The 19,097-nt window shown below is 56.8% G+C and carries 16 protein-coding genes; 11 read left to right on the top strand and 5 right to left on the bottom strand.

Features of this window, described 5'->3' with window-relative positions:
• Positions 1-29: 29 nt before the first annotated feature.
• Complete coding sequence (locus ACP3TY_RS19605) at positions 30-344, top strand: hypothetical protein (protein WP_426618257.1); 315 nt, start codon at positions 30-32, stop codon at positions 342-344.
• 182 nt (positions 345-526) lie between these two features.
• A complete protein-coding gene (locus ACP3TY_RS19600) occupies positions 527-2,158 on the top strand; it encodes a Na+/H+ antiporter (protein ID WP_426618256.1) in 1,632 nt (543 codons plus the stop codon).
• Between the two features lie 15 nt (positions 2,159-2,173).
• On the opposite strand, the gene ACP3TY_RS19595 is transcribed toward ACP3TY_RS19600, so the two are convergent.
• From ACP3TY_RS19595 to map, 5 genes are all read right to left on the bottom strand, one after another.
• Entirely contained in the window at positions 2,174-2,941 is a 768-nt protein-coding gene (locus ACP3TY_RS19595) for a M12 family metallopeptidase (protein ID WP_426618255.1), read from the bottom strand.
• 119 nt (positions 2,942-3,060) lie between these two features.
• On the bottom strand, positions 3,061-3,702 hold the full coding sequence (locus ACP3TY_RS19590) for a hypothetical protein (RefSeq protein WP_426618254.1): 642 nt from the start codon (positions 3,700-3,702) through the stop codon (positions 3,061-3,063).
• A 161-nt stretch (positions 3,703-3,863) separates the two neighbouring features.
• Positions 3,864-5,063 carry a succinyldiaminopimelate transaminase gene (gene dapC / locus ACP3TY_RS19585; RefSeq protein WP_426618253.1) on the bottom strand — a complete coding sequence of 400 codons (1,200 nt, stop codon included), beginning with the start codon at positions 5,061-5,063 and terminating at the stop codon, positions 3,864-3,866.
• Positions 5,064-5,272: 209 nt separating this feature from the next.
• Entirely contained in the window at positions 5,273-7,975 is a 2,703-nt protein-coding gene (locus ACP3TY_RS19580) for a [protein-PII] uridylyltransferase (protein WP_053117617.1), read from the bottom strand.
• Between the two features lie 41 nt (positions 7,976-8,016).
• Positions 8,017-8,799 carry a type I methionyl aminopeptidase gene (map, locus tag ACP3TY_RS19575; protein ID WP_016985097.1) on the bottom strand — a complete coding sequence of 261 codons (783 nt, stop codon included), beginning with the start codon at positions 8,797-8,799 and terminating at the stop codon, positions 8,017-8,019.
• A 373-nt stretch (positions 8,800-9,172) separates the two neighbouring features.
• On the opposite strand from map, the gene rpsB reads away from it, so the two are divergent.
• The 9 genes from rpsB (at position 9,173) to bamA (ending at position 19,091) form a co-directional block, all read left to right on the top strand.
• Positions 9,173-9,913 carry a 30S ribosomal protein S2 gene (gene rpsB, locus ACP3TY_RS19570; protein WP_053117619.1) on the top strand — a complete coding sequence of 247 codons (741 nt, stop codon included), beginning with the start codon at positions 9,173-9,175 and terminating at the stop codon, positions 9,911-9,913.
• Between the two features lie 190 nt (positions 9,914-10,103).
• A complete protein-coding gene (tsf, locus tag ACP3TY_RS19565) occupies positions 10,104-10,967 on the top strand; it encodes a translation elongation factor Ts (protein ID WP_007908856.1) in 864 nt (287 codons plus the stop codon).
• Between the two features lie 209 nt (positions 10,968-11,176).
• Complete coding sequence (gene pyrH / locus ACP3TY_RS19560) at positions 11,177-11,920, top strand: UMP kinase (RefSeq protein ID WP_003222124.1); 744 nt, start codon at positions 11,177-11,179, stop codon at positions 11,918-11,920.
• Positions 11,917-12,474, top strand: coding sequence for a ribosome recycling factor (gene frr / locus ACP3TY_RS19555; RefSeq protein ID WP_053117621.1), 558 nt, complete (start codon positions 11,917-11,919; stop codon positions 12,472-12,474). The genes pyrH and frr overlap by 4 nt, the downstream gene beginning before the upstream one ends.
• A gap of 14 nt (positions 12,475-12,488) precedes the next feature.
• Positions 12,489-13,244, top strand: a complete 756-nt coding sequence (gene uppS / locus ACP3TY_RS19550) for a polyprenyl diphosphate synthase (RefSeq protein ID WP_053117623.1) — start codon at positions 12,489-12,491, stop codon at positions 13,242-13,244.
• The gene (locus tag ACP3TY_RS19545; RefSeq protein ID WP_426618252.1) at positions 13,244-14,050 is read left to right on the top strand and encodes a phosphatidate cytidylyltransferase; all 807 of its coding nucleotides are present in this window, start codon (positions 13,244-13,246) and stop codon (positions 14,048-14,050) included. Before uppS ends, ACP3TY_RS19545 begins: the two co-directional genes overlap by 1 nt.
• Complete coding sequence (ispC, locus tag ACP3TY_RS19540) at positions 14,047-15,237, top strand: 1-deoxy-D-xylulose-5-phosphate reductoisomerase (RefSeq protein ID WP_426618251.1); 1,191 nt, start codon at positions 14,047-14,049, stop codon at positions 15,235-15,237. Before ACP3TY_RS19545 ends, ispC begins: the two co-directional genes overlap by 4 nt.
• Positions 15,238-15,291: 54 nt before the next feature.
• Positions 15,292-16,644 carry a sigma E protease regulator RseP gene (rseP, locus tag ACP3TY_RS19535; protein WP_426618250.1) on the top strand — a complete coding sequence of 451 codons (1,353 nt, stop codon included), beginning with the start codon at positions 15,292-15,294 and terminating at the stop codon, positions 16,642-16,644.
• 74 nt (positions 16,645-16,718) lie between these two features.
• A complete protein-coding gene (bamA, locus tag ACP3TY_RS19530; RefSeq protein WP_053117631.1) occupies positions 16,719-19,091 on the top strand; it encodes an outer membrane protein assembly factor BamA in 2,373 nt (790 codons plus the stop codon).
• Positions 19,092-19,097: the final 6 nt, after the last annotated feature.

Below are 19,097 nucleotides of genomic sequence, written 5' to 3'. Positions count from 1 at the left end.
GAGGCGACGAGCTGTAGGATTTTGGATTTGTGAATGTCGGCAGGACGCCGCTGGCGGGTATGCAGTCTTCCCCAAAACGCAACCGTTCGGGCCAATGTTTATTAGTTTCTGAACGGTCGAAAAATCGGGTGGTTTTCAGTGATGATTTACGTCTCAAAGCCTTGATTTTAAAGGCCTTGATTGATTCCTATGCGGCATCCCAGGCTTTGATGCCGAAAAGGTGCAACGTTTTACTTGAAACGGTCAAGGAATTGCCCCCTTTACAGGTGCTGGAGAAAAATGGTGACGGATTATGCCATGACCCTTCGGCGAATACGCAAAACCCTGTAGGAGCTGTCGAGTGAAACGAGGCTGCGATCTTTTGATTGTGTCTTCAAAGATCAAAAGATCGCAGCGTGCCGCAGCTCTTACACATTGTTGTGCGGACATCATTTGGGGCGTGTGCGACATAGGTGCAAACGCCAGACGCATCCTAAGCGGCTAATATGGCAGTTCAACGCTGTCGATTGTCTGAGATTTCCGCTTTATGCAAACCGCTTACACCGTCCTGATCCTGCTGATGCTGGTCAGCGTCTCGCGTCTGGTCGGACGGGTCATCCCGCTGCCGCTTCCTTTAGTGCAAATCGCCGCCGGTGCCTTGCTCGCTTGGCCGACGCTGGGTTTGCACGTGGCCCTCGATCCCGAACTGTTCCTGTTTCTGTTCCTGCCGCCGCTGCTGTTTTCCGATGGCTGGCGCATGCCCAAACGCGAATTCTGGCATTTGCGCGGGCCGATTCTGACGCTGGCCGTTGGGCTGGTGCTGTTCACCGTGGTCGGCGCCGGTTACTTCATTCACTGGTTATTGCCGACGATCCCATTGCCCGTGGCTTTCGCCTTGGCGGCCGTGTTGTCGCCGACCGACGCCGTGGCCGTCTCGGCTATTTCGCAGAACCGCTTGCCGACCCCGCTGATGCACATCCTCCAGGGCGAGGCGCTGATGAACGACGCTTCGGGCCTGGTGACCTTCAAGTTCGCCTTGGCCGCAGCCATCACTGGCGTGTTCTCGCTGACCAACGCCAGCCTGACCTTTGTCGTGGTGGCGCTCGGTGGTCTGGCGGTCGGCGTGGCGCTGAGCTGGCTGGTCGGGCGCCTGCGCTCGTGGATGATCGCGCGCGGCTGGGATGATCCAGCGACGCACGTTGTATTTATGTTGCTGTTGCCGTTCGCCGCGTATGTCTTGGCTGAACGCCTTGGCGTCTCGGGCATTCTGTCGGCAGTGGCGGCGGGGATGATGCAGAGCTGGCTCGACCTGCTGCCCCGGCAGACCAGCACCCGTTTGCTCAACCGCAGCGTCTGGTCGCTGCTGGAATTTGCTTTCAACGGCTTGATCTTCCTGCTGCTCGGCCTGCAATTGCCGGACATCATCAAAGCCGTGGTCAGCCACGAACCGACGTTGTGGCCGACCCTGCTGTATCGCGGCCTCGACGTCGTGGCAATTTTCCTCGCGTTGGTGCTGCTGCGGTTTATCTGGGTGCAGAGCATCTGGCGTTTGTCGGTGTTGCTGCGGCGTGTGCGCGGCAAAGGCGAGTTGACGCAAGTACCGACCGCACGTTCCTGCTGGTTGCTGACCGTCGGCGGTGTGCGTGGGGCGGTGACGCTGGCGGGTGTGATGTCGGTGCCGATGTTGATGGGCGCGGAGGCATTTCCCGAGCGTGATCTGCTGATCTTCATCGCCGCCGGGGTGATTCTGCTCTCACTGATTTCGGCGTGTATCGCGCTGCCGCTGTTACTGCGCGGCATCGAAAAGAGCCCGGACGACAAGCGTCGCCAAGAAGTACGCGATGCCTGGCGGAAAACCGCCGAAGCAGCGATTCACTCACTGGAAACCGAGGAGCTCCCACCGCAGGATGCCGCTCAAGCGGCGCTGGCGGCAGAGCTCAAGGCGCGGATCATGTCTGAATATCGCCATCAACTCGACGTGTTCAACGACTCCGCCGAAGCGCAGGCGATGGCGTTTCAGATGGATCTGCTGGAGCGGCGTTTGCGTTTGAAGGCGCTGCGAGCGCAGCGCCTGGAACTCTATAGTCTCAGCCGTCATCACCAGATTGGTGATGACGTATTACGTGAAGTGTTGGGAGAGCTCGATTTGAGTGAAGCAAATCTTGGACTGGTCAAATAGATACCCGTTGTAAACTCATGGATTGTCCAACAGGTCTTTCCAAGGAACACTGTCTGGATCTTTTGGGTAAAAATAACGGGCGGCTTTTATATCTTTTTCGCTGAGTTCATTATTCTCGCCGACTTCGAAAACGCCGTCGGTGAGTTCCGCATCGACTTCATAGTGCATGATGGAGGTCGTGTCGTAATCAGTGTCTGCAACATTGTCCGGATCGACGGTTTTGAGGATGTTGTGATCAACACGCTCTTTATCCCACTCATGTTCCTCAAGATAGTAGGCGTAGACTTTTTCTTTGTTCCAGGGGATGTTCGCATCGCGATGCATGTGTTCATGCTCGAAGCCCAGTACATGTCCGATTTCATGACGTAGAGTCGCCATAAAACCTTCTTCGCCAATCGGAATGGCGAGGTAAAGGGTTGCTTCACTCTGCTCAATGATTAACGCATCAGTGCCGATGGTTGAGCAACTATCGTCACAAATGGTTCGGATTCTGATCTCGGCATCCTCGTCCTCTGACAGTTGGAAGTCTATATTCGCATATCGCTGCCACTCCCAGAATCCCGCCATGTAAACCATCTTTCCAATGAACGAATGAGGATCTAGAAAGCGTACTCTCAATGTCCTGCCCGCTCTCCAGAATTTCTTGAAATAACCAGTTGCCCTGATACCGTGCCCCATGGCGTTTGGTGCACGAGTGTTCGCAGGGTTTTCCCGGAGCGCTGCGTGATGGGAGGCACTCTCATCGTGTGGGCGAATTATCGAACAAGGTTTGTTCTGTTTCATTTAAAGTTCCTTTTTAAATAGTTTTTTCAATCTGCTTGAATCCAGCAGTTCGAGATGTGGTGCGGTTTTTACAAAGTGTTGGTCGATATCTATTTGAGTGAAAAAAATAGACGGCAGGTTTACACCGGATAGGGATAAGCCTTCGCCATGAAGGCCTTGTCGTTGTCGCTAAGTTCCAGGTTAAGGAGATTCTGGAAATCGCCCTTTGTCCAGGATTGGGGGATGAAGTAGTGCATGATCGACTTGCGGTCATAGTCTGAGTAAATGCTGTCTTCGCGATCGGCGCAATCAATATACAAGTCGTGCAGCCAGTCACGCTTCGAGCGCGTCAACTCATCGTCTTCATCCGGATCGTCAGTCAGTCCATGTGATTCGTAGATCGTTGACAAGTCCCAAGGGATGTCGGCCAGCGGGTGAGTCTGTTCGTGTTTGGCACCCAGCATATGACCAAACTCATGCATGACATTGGCGGCGAAAAAACGGGGGCGTTCAGCCAGGTGTGAACCGAGCTGCATCGTTGCGCCTTCGTCATGAAGCAGTGCGTCAGTGCCGACGGCGGAAAAGAAAGCGCCACCGTCGCAACGAATGCGGATATCACCTGCATGACCTTCAACGAAATCGAAGTTCAAATTGATGTGCGGCAGCCAGCTGCTCGCGGCGGCAATGATTATATCTTTGGCCTCCTGTGTACCATTGAGAAAGGCAATTGTAAGTGTGCGACCGGGCGTCCACAGTTTGGATGGGTTATTTGTTGCCCACATTTTTGTTCTTCCTTGAGTTGGTTTTTATTTGTAGCCGAGTGCAGTAGCGCACGACCGAATATAAGTCGTGGGCAAGAAGGAAGAGAGTCTTTAGTTGTCTTGAAGTGTAACTTGCATGGGCAAGTTACCGTGCCAGATTGCCTGGCACGGTATTCAGTTGTTTATTTCTGACGGGTAATAAACGCGCGAATTCGTTCCGCCGCTTCAACGCATTCATCCAACGGCGCAACCAGCGCCATACGCACACGGCCGGCACCCGGATTAACGCCATCGACATCACGGGACAGATAAGAACCCGGCACCACAGTGACATGCTCTTGTTCGAACAAATCACGGCAGAACGCCGCGTCATCACCGTTCACATTCGGCCACAGATAGAAGCTGCCATCCGGACGCTGCACGTCCATCACCGGGCTGAGGATTTCCAGTACTGCATCAAACTTCTCGCGGTACAGCGCACGGTTGGCGCGCACGTGTTCTTCGTCGTTCCACGCGGCAACGCTGGCCAGTTGCGTTTGCACCGGCATCGCGCAGCCGTGGTAGGTGCGATAGAGCAGGAAGCCTTTGAGGATGTCGGCATCGCCAGCAACGAAACCGGAACGCAGGCCCGGCAGGTTGGAACGCTTGGACAGGCTGTGGAACACCACGCAACGTTTGAAATCCTTGCGGCCCAATTCGACGCAAGCAGTGAGCAGGCCCGGCGGCGGGGTTTGTTCGTCGAAGTACAACTCGCTGTAGCACTCGTCAGCGGCGATCACAAAGTCGTATTCGTCAGCCAGTGCGATTAGCTTTTTCAGTACGTCGACCGGGATCAGCGCGCCGGTCGGGTTACCCGGCGAGCACAGGAACAGAATCTGGCAACGCTTCCAGATGTCCGGCGACACCGCGTCGAAATCCGGGTTGAAGCCGTTCTCGTCGAGGCACGGCAGGTAGTGCGGCTTGGCCCCGGCGAGGAACGCGGCGCCCTCATAGATTTGATAGAACGGGTTCGGGCTGACGACCAGTGCGTCATCGCCGCGATTGACCACGGTCTGAGTGAAGGCGAACAGCGCTTCACGGGTGCCGTTGACGGGCAGTACGTTGCGCGCCGGATCGATCCAGCCGCTCGGTACGCCGAAGCGACGTTCGCACCAGCCGGCGATGGCTTCGCGCAGGGCCGGGATGCCCAATGTGGTTGGGTACACCGCCATCTGATCCAGATTGTTCGCCAGCGCTTCGGCGACAAAGCTCGGCGAGCGATGTTTCGGTTCGCCGATCGACAGCGCGATCGGGCGCTTGTCCGGGTTCGGCGTCACAGTGCCGAGCAGGGCGCGGAGCTTTTCGAACGGGTAGGGCTGGAGCTGGTTCAGAGCGTTGTTCATTGGGGCCTCTTTTAATGTGGGAGGGATTGCTTCAATGCGCGCCTTACACAAAACCTGTAGGAGTGAGCCTGCTCGCGATGAGGAAGGCACATTCAATATCTATGCAAGCTGATGAACCGCTATCGCGAGCAGGCTCACTCCTACAGGGGGTTTGTTGAGCAGGCTGGTATCGGAGTCTTCCTTCCCACAGGAGTAATAGTTACTTCAATTCAAATACTGATACGCGAAAGCTTGATATCCGGCTCCTGATTGACGCTCAACTGCTCAACGATCGCATCCTGTAAACGGCTGCACAGCAGCGGGTCGGACAGCGGCTGGTTGTGCGCGTCGGTGATAAAGAACACGTCTTCCACCCGTTCGCCCAAGGTCGCAATCTTGGCGTTCTGCAGCGACAAATCGAACTCAAGGAAAATCCCGCCGATCCGCGCGAGCAGTCCCGGTCGATCAGGTGCGGTCAGCTCCAGCACGGTGACCGGGCGCTGCGCATCGTTATGGATCGTCACTTGCGGCGCAAAGGCAAAATGCTTGAGCTGACGCGGCACCCGACGCTGAATGATCGTCGGGTAGTCGTCCGGGTTGCGCAGCGCTTCGGTCAGGCCTTCGCGGATCTGTTTGACCCGTGTCGGGTTGTCACCGATGGATTCGCCTTCGTTGTCGAGCACGATGTAGGTGTCGAGGGTGAACTGACTGCTCGAGGTGATAACCCGCGCGTCGTGAATGTTCAGGTTGAGCTGATCCATCGCCGCCACGGTCACCGCGAAGAAGTCGTGCTGATCCGGTGCATAAATGAAGATCTGTGTGCCGCCCTCGAACTCGCGCTGGGTGGTTTCCTTGATCAACACCAGCGGCCCGCCATCGACCGGTTGCTGCAGGATCGCATCGCTGTGCCAAGCCACGTCGCCAGCAGTGTGGCGCAGGAAATAGTCATCGCCCAACTGCGCCCACAACTGCTCGACGTCGTCCGGATCGGTGCCGCCGCGCACCAGAATGTCCAGTGCCGCGCTCTGGGTCTGGCGGATCTGTTCTTCGCGATCGACCGGGTTTTCCAGGCCACGACGCAACGCGCGTTTGGTCTCGGTGTAGAGCTGACGCAACAGGCTCGCTCGCCATGAATTCCACAGTGTCGGGTTGGTCGCGTTGATGTCGGCCACGGTCAGCACGTACAGGTAGTCGAGGCGGGTTTCGTCGCCGACTGCCTGCGCGAAATCGTGGATCACCTGTGGGTCGGACAAGTCCTTGCGCTGCGCAGTGGTCGACATCACCAGATGGTTCTGCACCAGCCAGACAATCAGGCGGCTGTCCCACACCGGCAACTGGTGGCGCTGGCAGAACGCCTCGGCATCGACCGCGCCGATCTCCGAGTGGTCGCCATGCCGACCCTTGCCGATGTCGTGGTACAGGCCGGCCATGTAGATCAGTTCGGGCTTGGGCAGCTTCGCCATGAGCTTGGCGGCCAGCGGGAATTTTTCCGACACCTGGGTGTACTGCAATTTGCGCAGGTGCTTGATCAGATTGAGCGTGTGCGCGTCGACCGTATAGATGTGGAACAGGTCGTGCTGCATCTGCCCGACGATAAAACCGAACTCCGGCAGATAACGCCCGAGAATGCCGTAGCGGTTCATCCGGCGCAGGTTGCGGTGGATGCCGATCTTGCACTTGAACAGTTCTATGAACAGGCTGGTGTTGCGAATATCGTTACGGAAATTGTCGTCGATCAGGTGACGGTGCTCACGCAGCAAGCGAATGGTATCGGCACGTACGCCTTTGATTTCCGGCTGCTGGGCCATCAGCACGAAGATTTCCAGCATGGCGAATGGCGTGCGGCGGAACACGTTGTCGTTGCGCGCTTCGATGTAGCCGTCATGCAACTGGAAACGTGCGTTGATCGGCTGCGGCGGCGCTTCGTCTTCCGGCGCGAGGATGACTTCCTCGAAGTGCTGGATGATCAGGTCGCTGAGCTGAGCGATGCTCATCACTACGCGGAAATACTGTTGCATGAAGTTTTCGACGGCCTGTTTGGCGTCGTCACCTTCAAAACCCAGCAGGCCGGCAATGGTGCGCTGGTGATCGAACAGCAAGCGGTCTTCGGAACGGCCAGCGAGCATGTGCAGGGCGTAACGCACTTTCCAGAGGAATTCCTGGGAGGAGGCGAGCAGGGCGTTTTCGCTCTCAACGAGGAAACCTTCGCCAGCGAGGGCGCGCAGGTTCAGCGTGCCGTATTGGCGACGCGCAACCCACAGAATGGTCTGAATATCCCGTAGTCCGCCGGGCGAGCCTTTGACGTTGGGTTCCAGGTTGTATTCGGTGTCGTTGTATTTGTGGTGGCGAGCCTTTTGTTCGGCGCGTTTGGCCAGGAAGAATTCCTTCGCGGGCCACATGTGTGCGGTGCTGGTGACGTCAAGCATGCGCTGACGCAAGCGCTCGGGGCCGCAAATGGTGCGGCTTTCCATCAGGTTGGTGACCACAGTCAGGTCGGCGCGCGCCTCTTGGGCACATTCGTCGACCGAGCGAACGCTCTGACCGACTTCCAGACCGATGTCCCACAGCAAAGTGAGAAAACGCTCGATGGAATCGCGGAAGACTTCGTGATCAGCGCTGTCCAGCAGGATCAGCAAATCAATGTCGGAATACGGGTGCAACTCACCACGGCCGTAGCCACCGACCGCGACCAGCGCGATGTCGGCGTCTTCGCTCCAGTTGAACTGCTCCCAGGCCTTTTGCAGGATGTTGTCGACGAACCAGGCACGGTCTTCGATCAGGCGGCGGATGTCGCGGCCATTGCGAAAACGCGTGTCGAGTACCTCGCGAGCCTGGCGGATCGCCTTCTTGAACGCCGCGATAGGACTCGCTTTGAGGGCCAGTTCAGCCTGGAACTGGCCGCGGTCGAAGAGTTCGGGATCCACCTGCGGCATTGATTGGCTTTCCTTCTATAAGGCTGGGAGCGTTTGCTGGATCAGGCCGAGATGCGCGGGATGGTGTCGTCGGCGCGCAGGGTGAAGATCTCGTAGCCGGTGTCGGTGACCAGCAGGGTGTGTTCCCACTGTGCCGACAGCTTGCGGTCTTTGGTGATCGCGGTCCAGCCGTCGCCCAATACTTTGGTGTCGGCCTTGCCCTGGTTGATCATCGGTTCGATGGTGAAGGTCATGCCGGCCTTCAGTTCCATGCCAGTGCCGGCCCGGCCGTAGTGCAGAATCTGCGGCTCTTCGTGGAACACCTTGCCGATGCCGTGGCCGCAGAACTCGCGAACGACTGAGAAACCGTTCTTTTCCGCGTGCTTCTGAATCACTTCACCGATGTCGCCGAGGCGGCAACCGGGTTTGACGATTTCGATCGCCTTGTACATGCATTCCTGAGTGATCTGCGACAGACGCTCGGCCCAGACCGGCACTTCGCCTACGTGGAACATGCGGCTGGTGTCGCCGTGGTAGCCGTCTTTGATCACGGTCACGTCGATGTTCAGGGTGTCGCCGTTTTTCAGCGGCTTGTCGTTCGGGATGCCGTGGCACACCACGTGGTTGATCGAGGTGCAGATCGACTTCGGGTAGCCCTTGTAGTTGAGCGGGGCAGGGATGGCTTGCTGCACGTTGACGATGTAATCGTGGCAGATCTGGTTCAGCTCATCGGTGGTGACGCCCGGTTTGACATGTTCGGCAATCATTTCCAGCACATCGGCGGCCAGTTTGCCGGCGACACGCATGCCAGCGATGTCCTCGGGGGTTTTGAGGTTGACGGTCATACAGGCTCTCTCTGCGCTCGGCGGCGCTTGCTGATACGAATAGGGTGGCAAGTGTGCGTTTTGCGACCCTGAAAAACGCGATTCTAACAGACGCACGGCGCAATTCAGTGCCTGCGTGCATCGCTTCTCTCTATACAATGGTGCCCCTGAAGCCGATTCCAAGGGGGCTGCGCCCATGTCCTTGGTGCGAATACAGATTTCGTGTTCCGTTTCTGCGCACCCTGTGGTATAAAATGCGCCGCTTTCCGGGGATACCCCGAAAAGCTTAAATCCACACACGTGTCGACACGATGACCTGGGTGCTTTTGGCTTTATGCCACTGGTTGGTCATTGGGATACGTGGAGGCCAAACCCGACTTATTAAGGAACTATCATGTCCCAAGTCAATATGCGCGATATGCTGAAGGCCGGTGTGCACTTCGGTCACCAAACCCGTTACTGGAATCCGAAAATGGGTAAGTACATTTTCGGCGCGCGTAACAAGATTCACATCATCAACCTTGAAAAAACCCTGCCAATGTTCAACGAAGCTCTGACTTTCGTAGAGCGTCTGGCCCAGGGCAAAAACAAGATTCTGTTCGTCGGCACCAAGCGTTCCGCTGGCAAGATCGTTGCTGAAGAAGCAGCACGTTGCGGTTCGCCGTACGTCGATCACCGCTGGTTGGGCGGCATGCTGACCAACTTCAAAACCATTCGTGCTTCCATCAAGCGTCTGCGTGACCTTGAAGTTCAAGCCGAAGACGGTACTTTCGCCAAGCTGACCAAGAAAGAAGCGCTGATGCGCACTCGTGATCTTGAGAAGCTGGATCGTTCGCTGGGCGGCATCAAGGACATGGGCGGTCTGCCAGACGCACTGTTCGTGATCGACGTTGACCACGAGCGCATCGCGATCACCGAAGCCAACAAGCTGGGCATCCCGGTTATCGGCGTTGTCGATACCAACAGCAGCCCGGAAGGCGTTGACTACATCATCCCAGGCAACGATGACGCAATCCGCGCTATCCAGCTGTACATGGGTTCGATGGCTGACGCAGTTATCCGTGGTCGCAACAATGTTGGCGGCGGCACTGTAGAGTTCGCAGCTGAAGAAGCTCCGGCAGCTGCAGCTGAGTAATTAACGCCCTGGCGTTGACTCAGTAAGCAAAAAGGGGGCTTGGCCCCCTTTTTGCCACCTCGAAAACCATTTGTCGGCAGCGCAGCTACAGCATCTGTAACGTGCAGCGGCTACAAACGGCTTCGGGAAGAATTGAACGCCCGTTCGATCGGGTGGAATGGTTGAAAACCTATCCAAGAGGAATTTGAAAATGGCAGCAATTACTGCAGCGTTGGTTAAAGAACTGCGTGAGCGTACCGGCGAAGGCATGATGGATTGCAAGAAAGCCCTGGAAAAGGCTGACGGCGACATCGAAAAAGCCATTGATGACATGCGTGCTTCGGGCGCAATCAAGGCTGCCAAAAAAGCAGGCAACGTAGCTGCTGAAGGCGCGATCGCTCTGAAAGAAGACGGCAAATCTGCTGTTCTGCTGGAAGTGAACTCGCAGACCGACTTCCTGGCTCTGCAGGACGACTTCAAGGCATTCGTTGCTGAAAGCATTGAAAAAGCCTTCGCTGACAAGCTGACCGATGTTGCTCCGCTGATCGAAGCGCAAGAAGCTGCTCGTCTGGTACTGGTCGGCAAGGTTGGCGAAAACGTCAACATCCGTCGTCTGGTTCGCGTAGAAGGCGACGTTGTTGGTGGCTACCTGCACGGCAACAAGATCGGTGTTGCAGTTGTTCTGAAAGGCGGCAACGTTGAACTGGCCAAAGACATCGCTATGCACGTAGCGGCCAGCAACCCTGAGTTCCTGCTGCCATCGGAAGTTTCGGCTGAAGCGATCGAGCGCGAAAAAGCTGTGTTCCTGCAGCTGAACGAAGAGAAGATCAAAGGCAAGCCAGAAAACATTGTTGAAAATATGGTCAAAGGCCGTATCAGCAAGTTCCTGGCAGAAGCAAGCCTGGTTGAGCAGGCGTTCGTCAAGAACCCTGAAATCAAGGTTGGCGAACTGGCCAAGAAAGCCGGTGCTGAAATCGTTTCCTTCACTTACTTCAAAGTAGGCGAAGGCATCGAGAAGCCGGTCGACAACTTCGCTGAAGAAGTTGCTGCCCAGCTGGCTGCCGCCAAGCAATAAGACAGTTTTCAACTGTCGCCCGAAAGAGGCTGCCCGCTTACGCGCGCAGCCTCTTTTCAGATGGGGTAGCCAATTTTTTATTGGTTTCCACTTGGAACTGACTTACAAAGCCATGTTCCGATGGCGCTGAAGCAGCGCCAAGCTAGAGTGAACGCCAGCTGTAAACAGCTCGCACAGAATTTTTTAATACGCCGCAGGAGAGATTCGCAATGGCTCAGCAGGGCAGTGGTTATCAGGCTCGCTATAAACGCATTCTACTCAAGCTTAGCGGCGAGGCCCTGATGGGCTCGGAAGAGTTCGGGATCGATCCGAAAGTACTCGATCGCATGGCGCTGGAAGTCGGCCAACTGGTCGGCATCGGTGTTCAGGTCGGTCTGGTGATCGGTGGCGGTAACCTGTTCCGTGGCGAAGCCCTGAGCAAAGCCGGTATGGATCGGGTCACAGGCGACCACATGGGCATGCTGGCCACTGTGATGAACGCCCTGGCCATGCGCGATGCGCTGGAACGTGCCAATATCTCGGCCATCGTGATGTCGGCGATTTCCATGGTTGGCGTAACCGATCACTATGATCGCCGCAAAGCCATGCGCCACCTGAACTCCAAAGACGTCGTGATTTTCGCAGCCGGTACCGGCAACCCGTTCTTCACCACGGATTCGGCAGCCTGCCTGCGTGCCATCGAAATTGATGCCGACGTCGTGCTGAAAGCGACCAAGGTCGATGGTGTTTACACCGCAGACCCGTTCAAAGACCCGCATGCCGAGAAGTTCGATCATCTGACTTATGATGAAGTACTGGATCGCAAGCTGGGTGTAATGGATCTGACCGCTATCTGCCTGTGCCGCGATCACAAGATGCCGCTGCGCGTATTCAACATGAACAAACCTGGTGCCCTGCTGAACATCGTCCATGGCGGCGCTGAAGGCACCCTGATCGAGGAAGGTCAACAATGATCAACGAAATCAAAAAAGACGCTCAAGAGCGCATGCAAAAATCCCTGGACTCTCTGGCTCACGCCTTTGGCCAGATCCGTACCGGTAAGGCTCACCCAAGCATTCTGGGCAGCGTGATGGTGCCGTACTACGGCGCTGACACCTCCATCACCCAGGTTGCCAACATCACTGTTAAAGACTCGCGCACCCTGCAAGTCGTGGCCTTCGAGCGCAACATGCTCGCTGCCGTCGACAAGGCAATCCAGAGCGCTGGCCTGAACCTCAACCCGACCAACCTCGGTGAGTTGTTGCTGATCTCCATGCCTGCCCTGACTGAAGAAACCCGTAAGGGCTTCACCAAGCAGGCGCGCAGTGCTGCTGAAGACGCTCGTGTTGCCGTGCGCAACATCCGTCGTGACGCGTTGGGCGAGCTGAAGAAGCTGGTCAAGGATAAAGAAATCAGCGAAGACGAAGAGCGTCGTGCAATCGCCGATATCGATAAGCTGACCAAGGATTCCGAAGCCATGATCACCAAGGCCACGGAAGAGAAAGAAAAAGACCTGATGGCCGTATAAGGGTCGAGCTTTTAATGGACAAGACCAAGCAGACTGCGCCGTCCGCGGTGCCGCGCCATGTCGCGATCATCATGGATGGTAATAATCGCTGGGCTAAAAAACGCTTTATGCCGGGTGTCGCCGGGCATAAAGCGGGCGTGGATGCTGTGCGAGCCGTCATCGAGGTGTGCGCTGAGGCCAAGGTCGAAGTGTTGACCTTGTTCGCCTTCTCCAGTGAAAACTGGCAGCGCCCGGCCGATGAAGTCAGCGCCTTGATGGATCTGTTCTTCAAGGCATTGCGTCGTGAGGCCAAGCGCCTCAACGACAACAACATCTGCCTGCGCATCATTGGCGATCGCACGCGCTTCCATCCTGAACTTCAGGCGGCGATGCGCGAAGCCGAAGCAATGACTGCCGGTGCCAACCGTTTTGTTCTGCAGATCGCCGCCAACTACGGCGGTCAGTGGGATATTGCGCAGGCTGCACAGCGCCTGGCACGCGAAGTTCAGGCCGGGCATCTGCGTCCGGAAGACATCACTCCGGATCTTTTGCAAACCTGTCTGGTCACCGGCGATCTGCCGTTGCCGGATTTGTGCATCCGCACCGGTGGTGAGCACCGCATCAGCAACTTCCTGCTGTGGCAGCTGGCTTACGCCGAGTTGTACTTCTCCGACCTGTTCTGGCCGGACTTCAAACACGATGCCATGCGTACTGCGCTGGCCGATTTCGCTTCACGTCAACGTCGCTTCGGTAAAACGAGCGAACAGGTCGAAGCTGGAGCCCGGGTTTAATGCTTAAACAACGAATCATCACTGCACTGATCCTGCTGCCGATTGCCTTGTGCGGGTTTTTCCTGCTCGAAGGCTCCGGGTTTGCCTTGTTCATCGGTCTGGTCGTGACTTTGGGCGCCTGGGAATGGGCGCGTCTGGCAGGTTTCACCGGGCAAGCGTTCCGTGTGGCTTTTGCCGCCGTGGTCGCGTTCATGCTCTTCATCATGTACATCTTGCCCGGCCTTGCGCCATGGGTGCTCGGTGCTTCGGTGTTGTGGTGGGCAGTGGCGACTTACCTGGTGCTTACTTACCCGGCCTCCAGTGCTCATTGGTCCAGTGCGGCGACCAAACTGGTGATCGGTCTGCTGATTCTGTTGCCGGCCTGGCAAGGTCTGGTGCAGATCAAACAGTACCCGTTGGGTAACTGGCTGATCATGGCGGTGATGGTGTTGGTGTGGGGCGCTGATATCGGCGCCTACTTCTCCGGCCGTGCTTTCGGCAAGCGCAAACTGGCCCCGCAGGTCAGCCCGGGCAAGAGCTGGGAAGGCGTTTACGGTGGTCTGGCATTGAGCCTGGTGATCACCGCCATCGTTGGTCTGGTGCGCGACTGGACAGTGGCCGAACTGCTCAAGGGCTTGATCGGCGCTGCGCTGATCGTCTTTATCTCGGTGGTCGGCGACCTCACCGAAAGCATGTTCAAGCGTCAATCCGGCATCAAGGACAGCAGCAATCTGTTGCCCGGGCATGGCGGTGTGCTTGACCGCATCGACAGCCTGACCGCAGCGATTCCGGTGTTTGCCGTGCTGTTGTGGATGGCCGCACCGTGAGCCGAGCCCAACAGATTACCGTTCTGGGGGCGACCGGTTCGATTGGCCTGAGCACCCTGGATGTCATTGCGCGTCACCCTGAGCGTTATCAAGTATTCGCCCTGAGCGGTTTCACGCGTCTTAGCGAACTGCTGGCCTTGTGTGTGCGTCACGTGCCGCAATTTGCCGTGGTGCCTGAAGTCGCCGCTGCCCGTGGCTTGCAGGATGATCTGCGTGCCGCGGGTTTGCCAACGCGGGTGCTGGTGGGGGAGGAGGGCTTGTGCCAGGTCGCCTCCGCGCCGGAAGTCGATGCGGTGATGGCGGCGATTGTGGGTGCAGCGGGGCTGCGTCCGACTTTGGCCGCCGTCGAGGCTGGCAAAAAGATTCTCCTGGCTAATAAAGAAGCGCTGGTGATGTCCGGTGCTTTGTTCATGCAGGCCGTGCGCAAAAGCGGTTCGGTGCTGTTGCCGATCGACAGCGAACACAACGCGATTTTCCAGTGCATGCCGCAGGATTTTGCTCGTGGCTTGAGCTCGGTCGGCGTGCGAAGGATTTTACTGACAGCCTCTGGTGGCCCGTTCCGACAGACACCGATGGCTGAACTGGTGCATGTTTCACCTGACCAAGCGTGTGCGCATCCGAACTGGTCCATGGGGCGCAAGATTTCCGTGGATTCGGCCAGCATGATGAACAAAGGCCTTGAGCTGATCGAAGCCTGCTGGTTGTTCGATGCCAAGCCATCGCAGATCGAGGTGGTGATCCATCCGCAAAGCGTGATTCACTCGCTGGTCGATTACGTCGACGGCTCGGTGCTGGCGCAGTTGGGTAATCCTGACATGCGCACGCCGATTGCCAATGCGTTGGCTTGGCCGGAGCGTATTGATTCCGGTGTGGCGCCGCTCGATCTGTTTGCCATCGCGCGCCTGGATTTCGAAGCGCCGGATGAACAGCGCTTCCCTTGTCTGCGTCTGGCGCGTCAAGCCGCCGAGGCCGGCGACAGTGCACCGGCGATGCTCAATGCGGCCAATGAAGTGGCTGTGGCAGCGTTTCTCGATGGGCGGGTTCGTTACCTGGAAATCGCGAGTATCATCGAGGAGGTCTTGAATCTCGAACCCGTGGTGGCGCTGGATGATCTCGATGCGGTGTTTACCGCCGACGCGAAGGCACGAGTTTTGGCCGAACAATGGTTGAAACGTCACGACCGATAAGTTTTGCAACACAATGGCTTTACGCGGCACTGAACAGGATTGCGGAGAAAGTAGATGAGCGCGCTCTATATGATTGCCGGCACCCTGATCGCTTTGGGTGTGCTGGTCACCTTTCATGAATTCGGCCATTTTTGGGTCGCGCGTCGCTGTGGCGTCAAGGTTCTGCGTTTTTCCGTAGGCTTTGGTATGCCGTTGCTGCGCTGGCACGACAAGAAAGGCACCGAGTTCGTGATCGCCGCGATTCCGCTGGGTGGTTACGTCAAGATGCTCGACGAGCGTGAAGGCGAAGTGCCGCTGGATCAGCTCGATCAGTCGTTCAATCGCAAATCTGTACGCCAGCGTATTGCCATCGTGGCTGCCGGCCCGATCGCCAACTTCCTGCTGGCTCTGGTGTTTTTCTGGGTGCTGGCGATGCTTGGCAGTCAGCAAATACGCCCGGTTATCGGTGGTGTGGAGTCCGGCAGTATCGCGGCCAAGGCTGGTTTGACGGCGGGTCAGGAAATTGTCGCAATTGATGGCGAGCCGACTTCTGGTTGGGCAGCGGTCAATTTGCAGTTGGTACGTCGACTGGGTGAGAGCGGTTCACTGCAGTTGTTGGTGCGTGAGCAGGGCTCTACGGCTGATTCGCCGCGCGAGCTGGCGCTGGATCATTGGCTGAAAGGAGCTGATGAGCCGGATCCGATTCGCTCGTTGGGTATTCGTCCATGGCGTCCGGCCTTGCCGCCGGTGCTCGCAGAACTTGATCCAAAAGGCCCGGCGCAAGCTGCTGGCCTGAAAACCGGCGACCGTCTGGTCTCGCTTGACGGCGTGGTGCTGAGCGACTGGCAGCAAGTAGTCGATACCGTTCGTACGCGTCCTGATACCAAAATCATGCTGCGTGTCGAGCGTGATGGTGCTCAAATCGACGTCCCGGTGACGCTGGCAGCGCGTGGCGAAAGCAAGGCGCCGAGCGGTTATCTGGGCGCTGGCGTCAAAGCGATCGACTGGCCACCGGAAATGATCCGCGAGGTCAGTTACGGGCCTTTGGCCGCGATTGGCGAGGGCGCTCGTCGCACTTGGACCATGAGCGTTCTGACCCTCGATTCGCTAAAGAAAATGCTGTTCGGCGAGCTCTCGGTAAAAAACTTGAGTGGACCGATAACCATTGCTAAAGTGGCGGGCGCTTCTGCCCAGTCGGGCGTCGCTGATTTCCTGAATTTCCTTGCTTATCTGAGTATTAGCCTGGGGGTTCTGAATTTGCTGCCCATTCCTGTACTGGATGGGGGGCATTTGTTGTTTTATCTGATCGAGTGGGCGCGTGGTCGTCCCTTGTCGGATCGGGTGCAAGGTTGGGGGATACAGATCGGTATCAGTTTGGTGGTCGGAGTGATGTTGTTAGCTCTGGTCAACGATCTGGGTCGACTGTAACGCTTCGCTGAATTGCGAATCTGCCGCATTTTGCGGCAGTTTGTTTATTGCCAGTTGGAATAAGAAAGGACTTCATGAAACGTCTGCTGCTAACTGCGGTTCTCACCGTATTGATGATCGCCGAAGTTCACGCCGAGTCCTTCACTATCTCTGATATTCGCGTCAATGGCCTCCAGCGGGTCTCCGCGGGTAGTGTCTTTGGTGCCTTGCCGTTGAACGTCGGCGAGCAGGCGGATGATCGTCGCCTGGTGGAATCCACTCGTGCGTTGTTCAAAACCGGTTTCTTTCAAGATATCCAGCTGGGCCGCGAAGGCAACGTACTGGTAATCACGGTCGTTGAACGTCCGTCGGTCGCCAGTATCGAGATCGAAGGCAACAAGGCGATCTCTACCGAAGACTTGATGAAAGGTCTCAAACAGTCCGGTCTGTCCGAAGGCGAGATCTTCCAGCGTGCCACCCTCGAAGGTGTGCGTAACGAACTGCAACGTCAGTACGTTGCTCAGGGTCGCTACTCGGCCACCGTTGATACCGAAGTGGTTTCGCAGCCACGTAACCGTGTTGGTCTGAAAGTGAAGATCAACGAAGGTACCGTTGCGGCCATTCAGCACATCAACGTCGTTGGCAACACGGTTTTCCCTGAGGAAGACCTGACCGACCTGTTCGAACTGAAAACCACCAACTGGCTGTCGTTCTTCAAGAACGACGACAAGTACGCCCGTGAAAAGCTTTCCGGTGACCTGGAGCGTCTGCGCTCCTACTACCTGGACCGCGGCTATATCAACATGGATATCGCTTCGACCCAGGTGTCCATCACCCCGGACAAGAAACACGTCTACATCACCGTTAACGTCACCGAAGGCGAGAAGTACACCGTTCGTGACGTCAAACTCAGCGGTGACCTGAAAGTCCCTGAAGACCAGGTCAAATCGCTGTTGCTGGTGCAGAAAGGCCAGGTGTTCTCGCGCAAGCTGATGACCACCACCTCTGAACTGATCACCCGTCGTCTGGGTAACGAGGGTTACACCTTCGCCAACGTCAACGGTGTTCCGCAGCCACACGATGACGACCACACTGTCGACATCCTGTTTGCTGTCGATCCGGGCAAGCGTGCTTACGTCAACCGTATCAACTTCCGTGGCAACACCAAGTCGGAAGACGAAGTGCTGCGTCGTGAAATGCGTCAGATGGAAGGCGGCTGGGCTTCGACCTATCTGATCGACCAGTCCAAGACCCGTCTTGAGCGTCTGGGCTTCTTTAAAGAAGTCAACGTTGAAACCCCGGCTGTGCCAGGTGTCGACGACCAGGTTGACGTGAACTACAGCGTTGAAGAGCAGGCTTCCGGTTCGATCACCGCCAGCGTCGGTTTCGCCCAGAGCGCCGGTCTGATCCTCGGTGGTTCGATCACCCAGAACAACTTCCTCGGTACCGGTAACCGCGTCAGCGTCGGCCTGACCCGAAGCGAATACCAGAGCCGCTACAACTTCGGCTACGTTGACCCGTACTGGACCGCCGATGGCGTGAGCCTGGGTTACAACGCGTTCTATCGCACCACTGACTACGATGACCTCGATGTCGACGTTGCAAGCTATGCGGTAGACAGTCTGGGTGCTGGCGTAAACGTCGGCTACCCGATCAGCGAGACTTCGCGTCTGACCTTCGGTCTGTCCGTTCAACAGGATGAGATCAAAACCGGTACCTACACAGTTGACGAGATTTTTGACTTCGTTAACAAGGAAGGCGACAAGTACCTGAACTTCAAGGCGTCGGCCGGCTGGTCTGAATCGACCCTGAACAAAGGCGTACTGCCGACCCGTGGTCGTTCGCAGAGCCTGACGCTGGAATCGACGATTCCGGGCAGCGACCTGTCGTTCTTCAAGCTTGATTACCGTGGTCAGCTGTTCCAGCCGATCACTGAAAACTACACCCTGCGTCTGCACACCGAATTGGGTTATGGCGACGGTTACGGTTCGACTGACGGCTTGCCGTTCTATGAAAACTACTATGCTGGTGGTTTCAACTCGGTTCGTGGCTTCAAGGACAGCACTCTGGGTCCTCGCAGCACACCAAGTACGGGTAAAAACGGTACTCTGCCCGATCCGGATCAGGATCCACTGCCATTCGGTGGCAACGTTCTGATTCAGGGCGGTGTTGAAGTATTGTTCCCGCTGCCTTTCGTCAAAGATCAACGCTCCCTGCGTACGTCGGTATTCTGGGATGTGGGTAACGTGTTTGATTCGCAGTGCAAAGACACCACGAACACTGATGGTTCGAAGTCCAACACGCAGTGCAACGACATCAGCCTGAGCAACATGGCGAGTTCCGTTGGTGTAGGCGTGACCTGGGTCACCGCACTGGGTCCTCTGAGCTTCGCGTTGGCCATGCCGATCAAGAAACCGGATGACGCTGAAACTCAAGTGTTCCAATTCTCCCTCGGCCAGACGTTCTAAGCGTCT

It is taken from the genome of Pseudomonas rustica (assembly GCF_049959085.1).
GTDB lineage: Bacteria > Pseudomonadota > Gammaproteobacteria > Pseudomonadales > Pseudomonadaceae > Aquipseudomonas > Aquipseudomonas rustica.
Note: the sequence above shows the minus strand (reverse complement) of the source record. Positions and strands in the feature narration are given on the sequence as shown.

Bases quoted from the DNA above. Each gene is read 5' to 3' on its own strand.
- ACP3TY_RS19600 (WP_426618256.1), top strand. From the start codon at position 527: ATGCAAACCGCTTACACCGTCCTGATCCTGCTGATGCTGGTCAGCGTC.
- ACP3TY_RS19595 (WP_426618255.1), bottom strand. From the start codon at position 2,941: ATGAAACAGAACAAACCTTGTTCGATAATTCGCCCACACGATGAGAGT.
- ACP3TY_RS19590 (WP_426618254.1), bottom strand. From the start codon at position 3,702: ATGTGGGCAACAAATAACCCATCCAAACTGTGGACGCCCGGTCGCACA.
- dapC (WP_426618253.1), bottom strand. From the start codon at position 5,063: ATGAACAACGCTCTGAACCAGCTCCAGCCCTACCCGTTCGAAAAGCTC.
- ACP3TY_RS19580 (WP_053117617.1), bottom strand. From the start codon at position 7,975: ATGCCGCAGGTGGATCCCGAACTCTTCGACCGCGGCCAGTTCCAGGCT.
- map (WP_016985097.1), bottom strand. From the start codon at position 8,799: ATGACCGTCAACCTCAAAACCCCCGAGGACATCGCTGGCATGCGTGTC.
- rpsB (WP_053117619.1), top strand. From the start codon at position 9,173: ATGTCCCAAGTCAATATGCGCGATATGCTGAAGGCCGGTGTGCACTTC.
- tsf (WP_007908856.1), top strand. From the start codon at position 10,104: ATGGCAGCAATTACTGCAGCGTTGGTTAAAGAACTGCGTGAGCGTACC.
- pyrH (WP_003222124.1), top strand. From the start codon at position 11,177: ATGGCTCAGCAGGGCAGTGGTTATCAGGCTCGCTATAAACGCATTCTA.
- frr (WP_053117621.1), top strand. From the start codon at position 11,917: ATGATCAACGAAATCAAAAAAGACGCTCAAGAGCGCATGCAAAAATCC.
- uppS (WP_053117623.1), top strand. From the start codon at position 12,489: ATGGACAAGACCAAGCAGACTGCGCCGTCCGCGGTGCCGCGCCATGTC.
- ACP3TY_RS19545 (WP_426618252.1), top strand. From the start codon at position 13,244: ATGCTTAAACAACGAATCATCACTGCACTGATCCTGCTGCCGATTGCC.
- rseP (WP_426618250.1), top strand. From the start codon at position 15,292: ATGAGCGCGCTCTATATGATTGCCGGCACCCTGATCGCTTTGGGTGTG.
- bamA (WP_053117631.1), top strand. From the start codon at position 16,719: ATGAAACGTCTGCTGCTAACTGCGGTTCTCACCGTATTGATGATCGCC.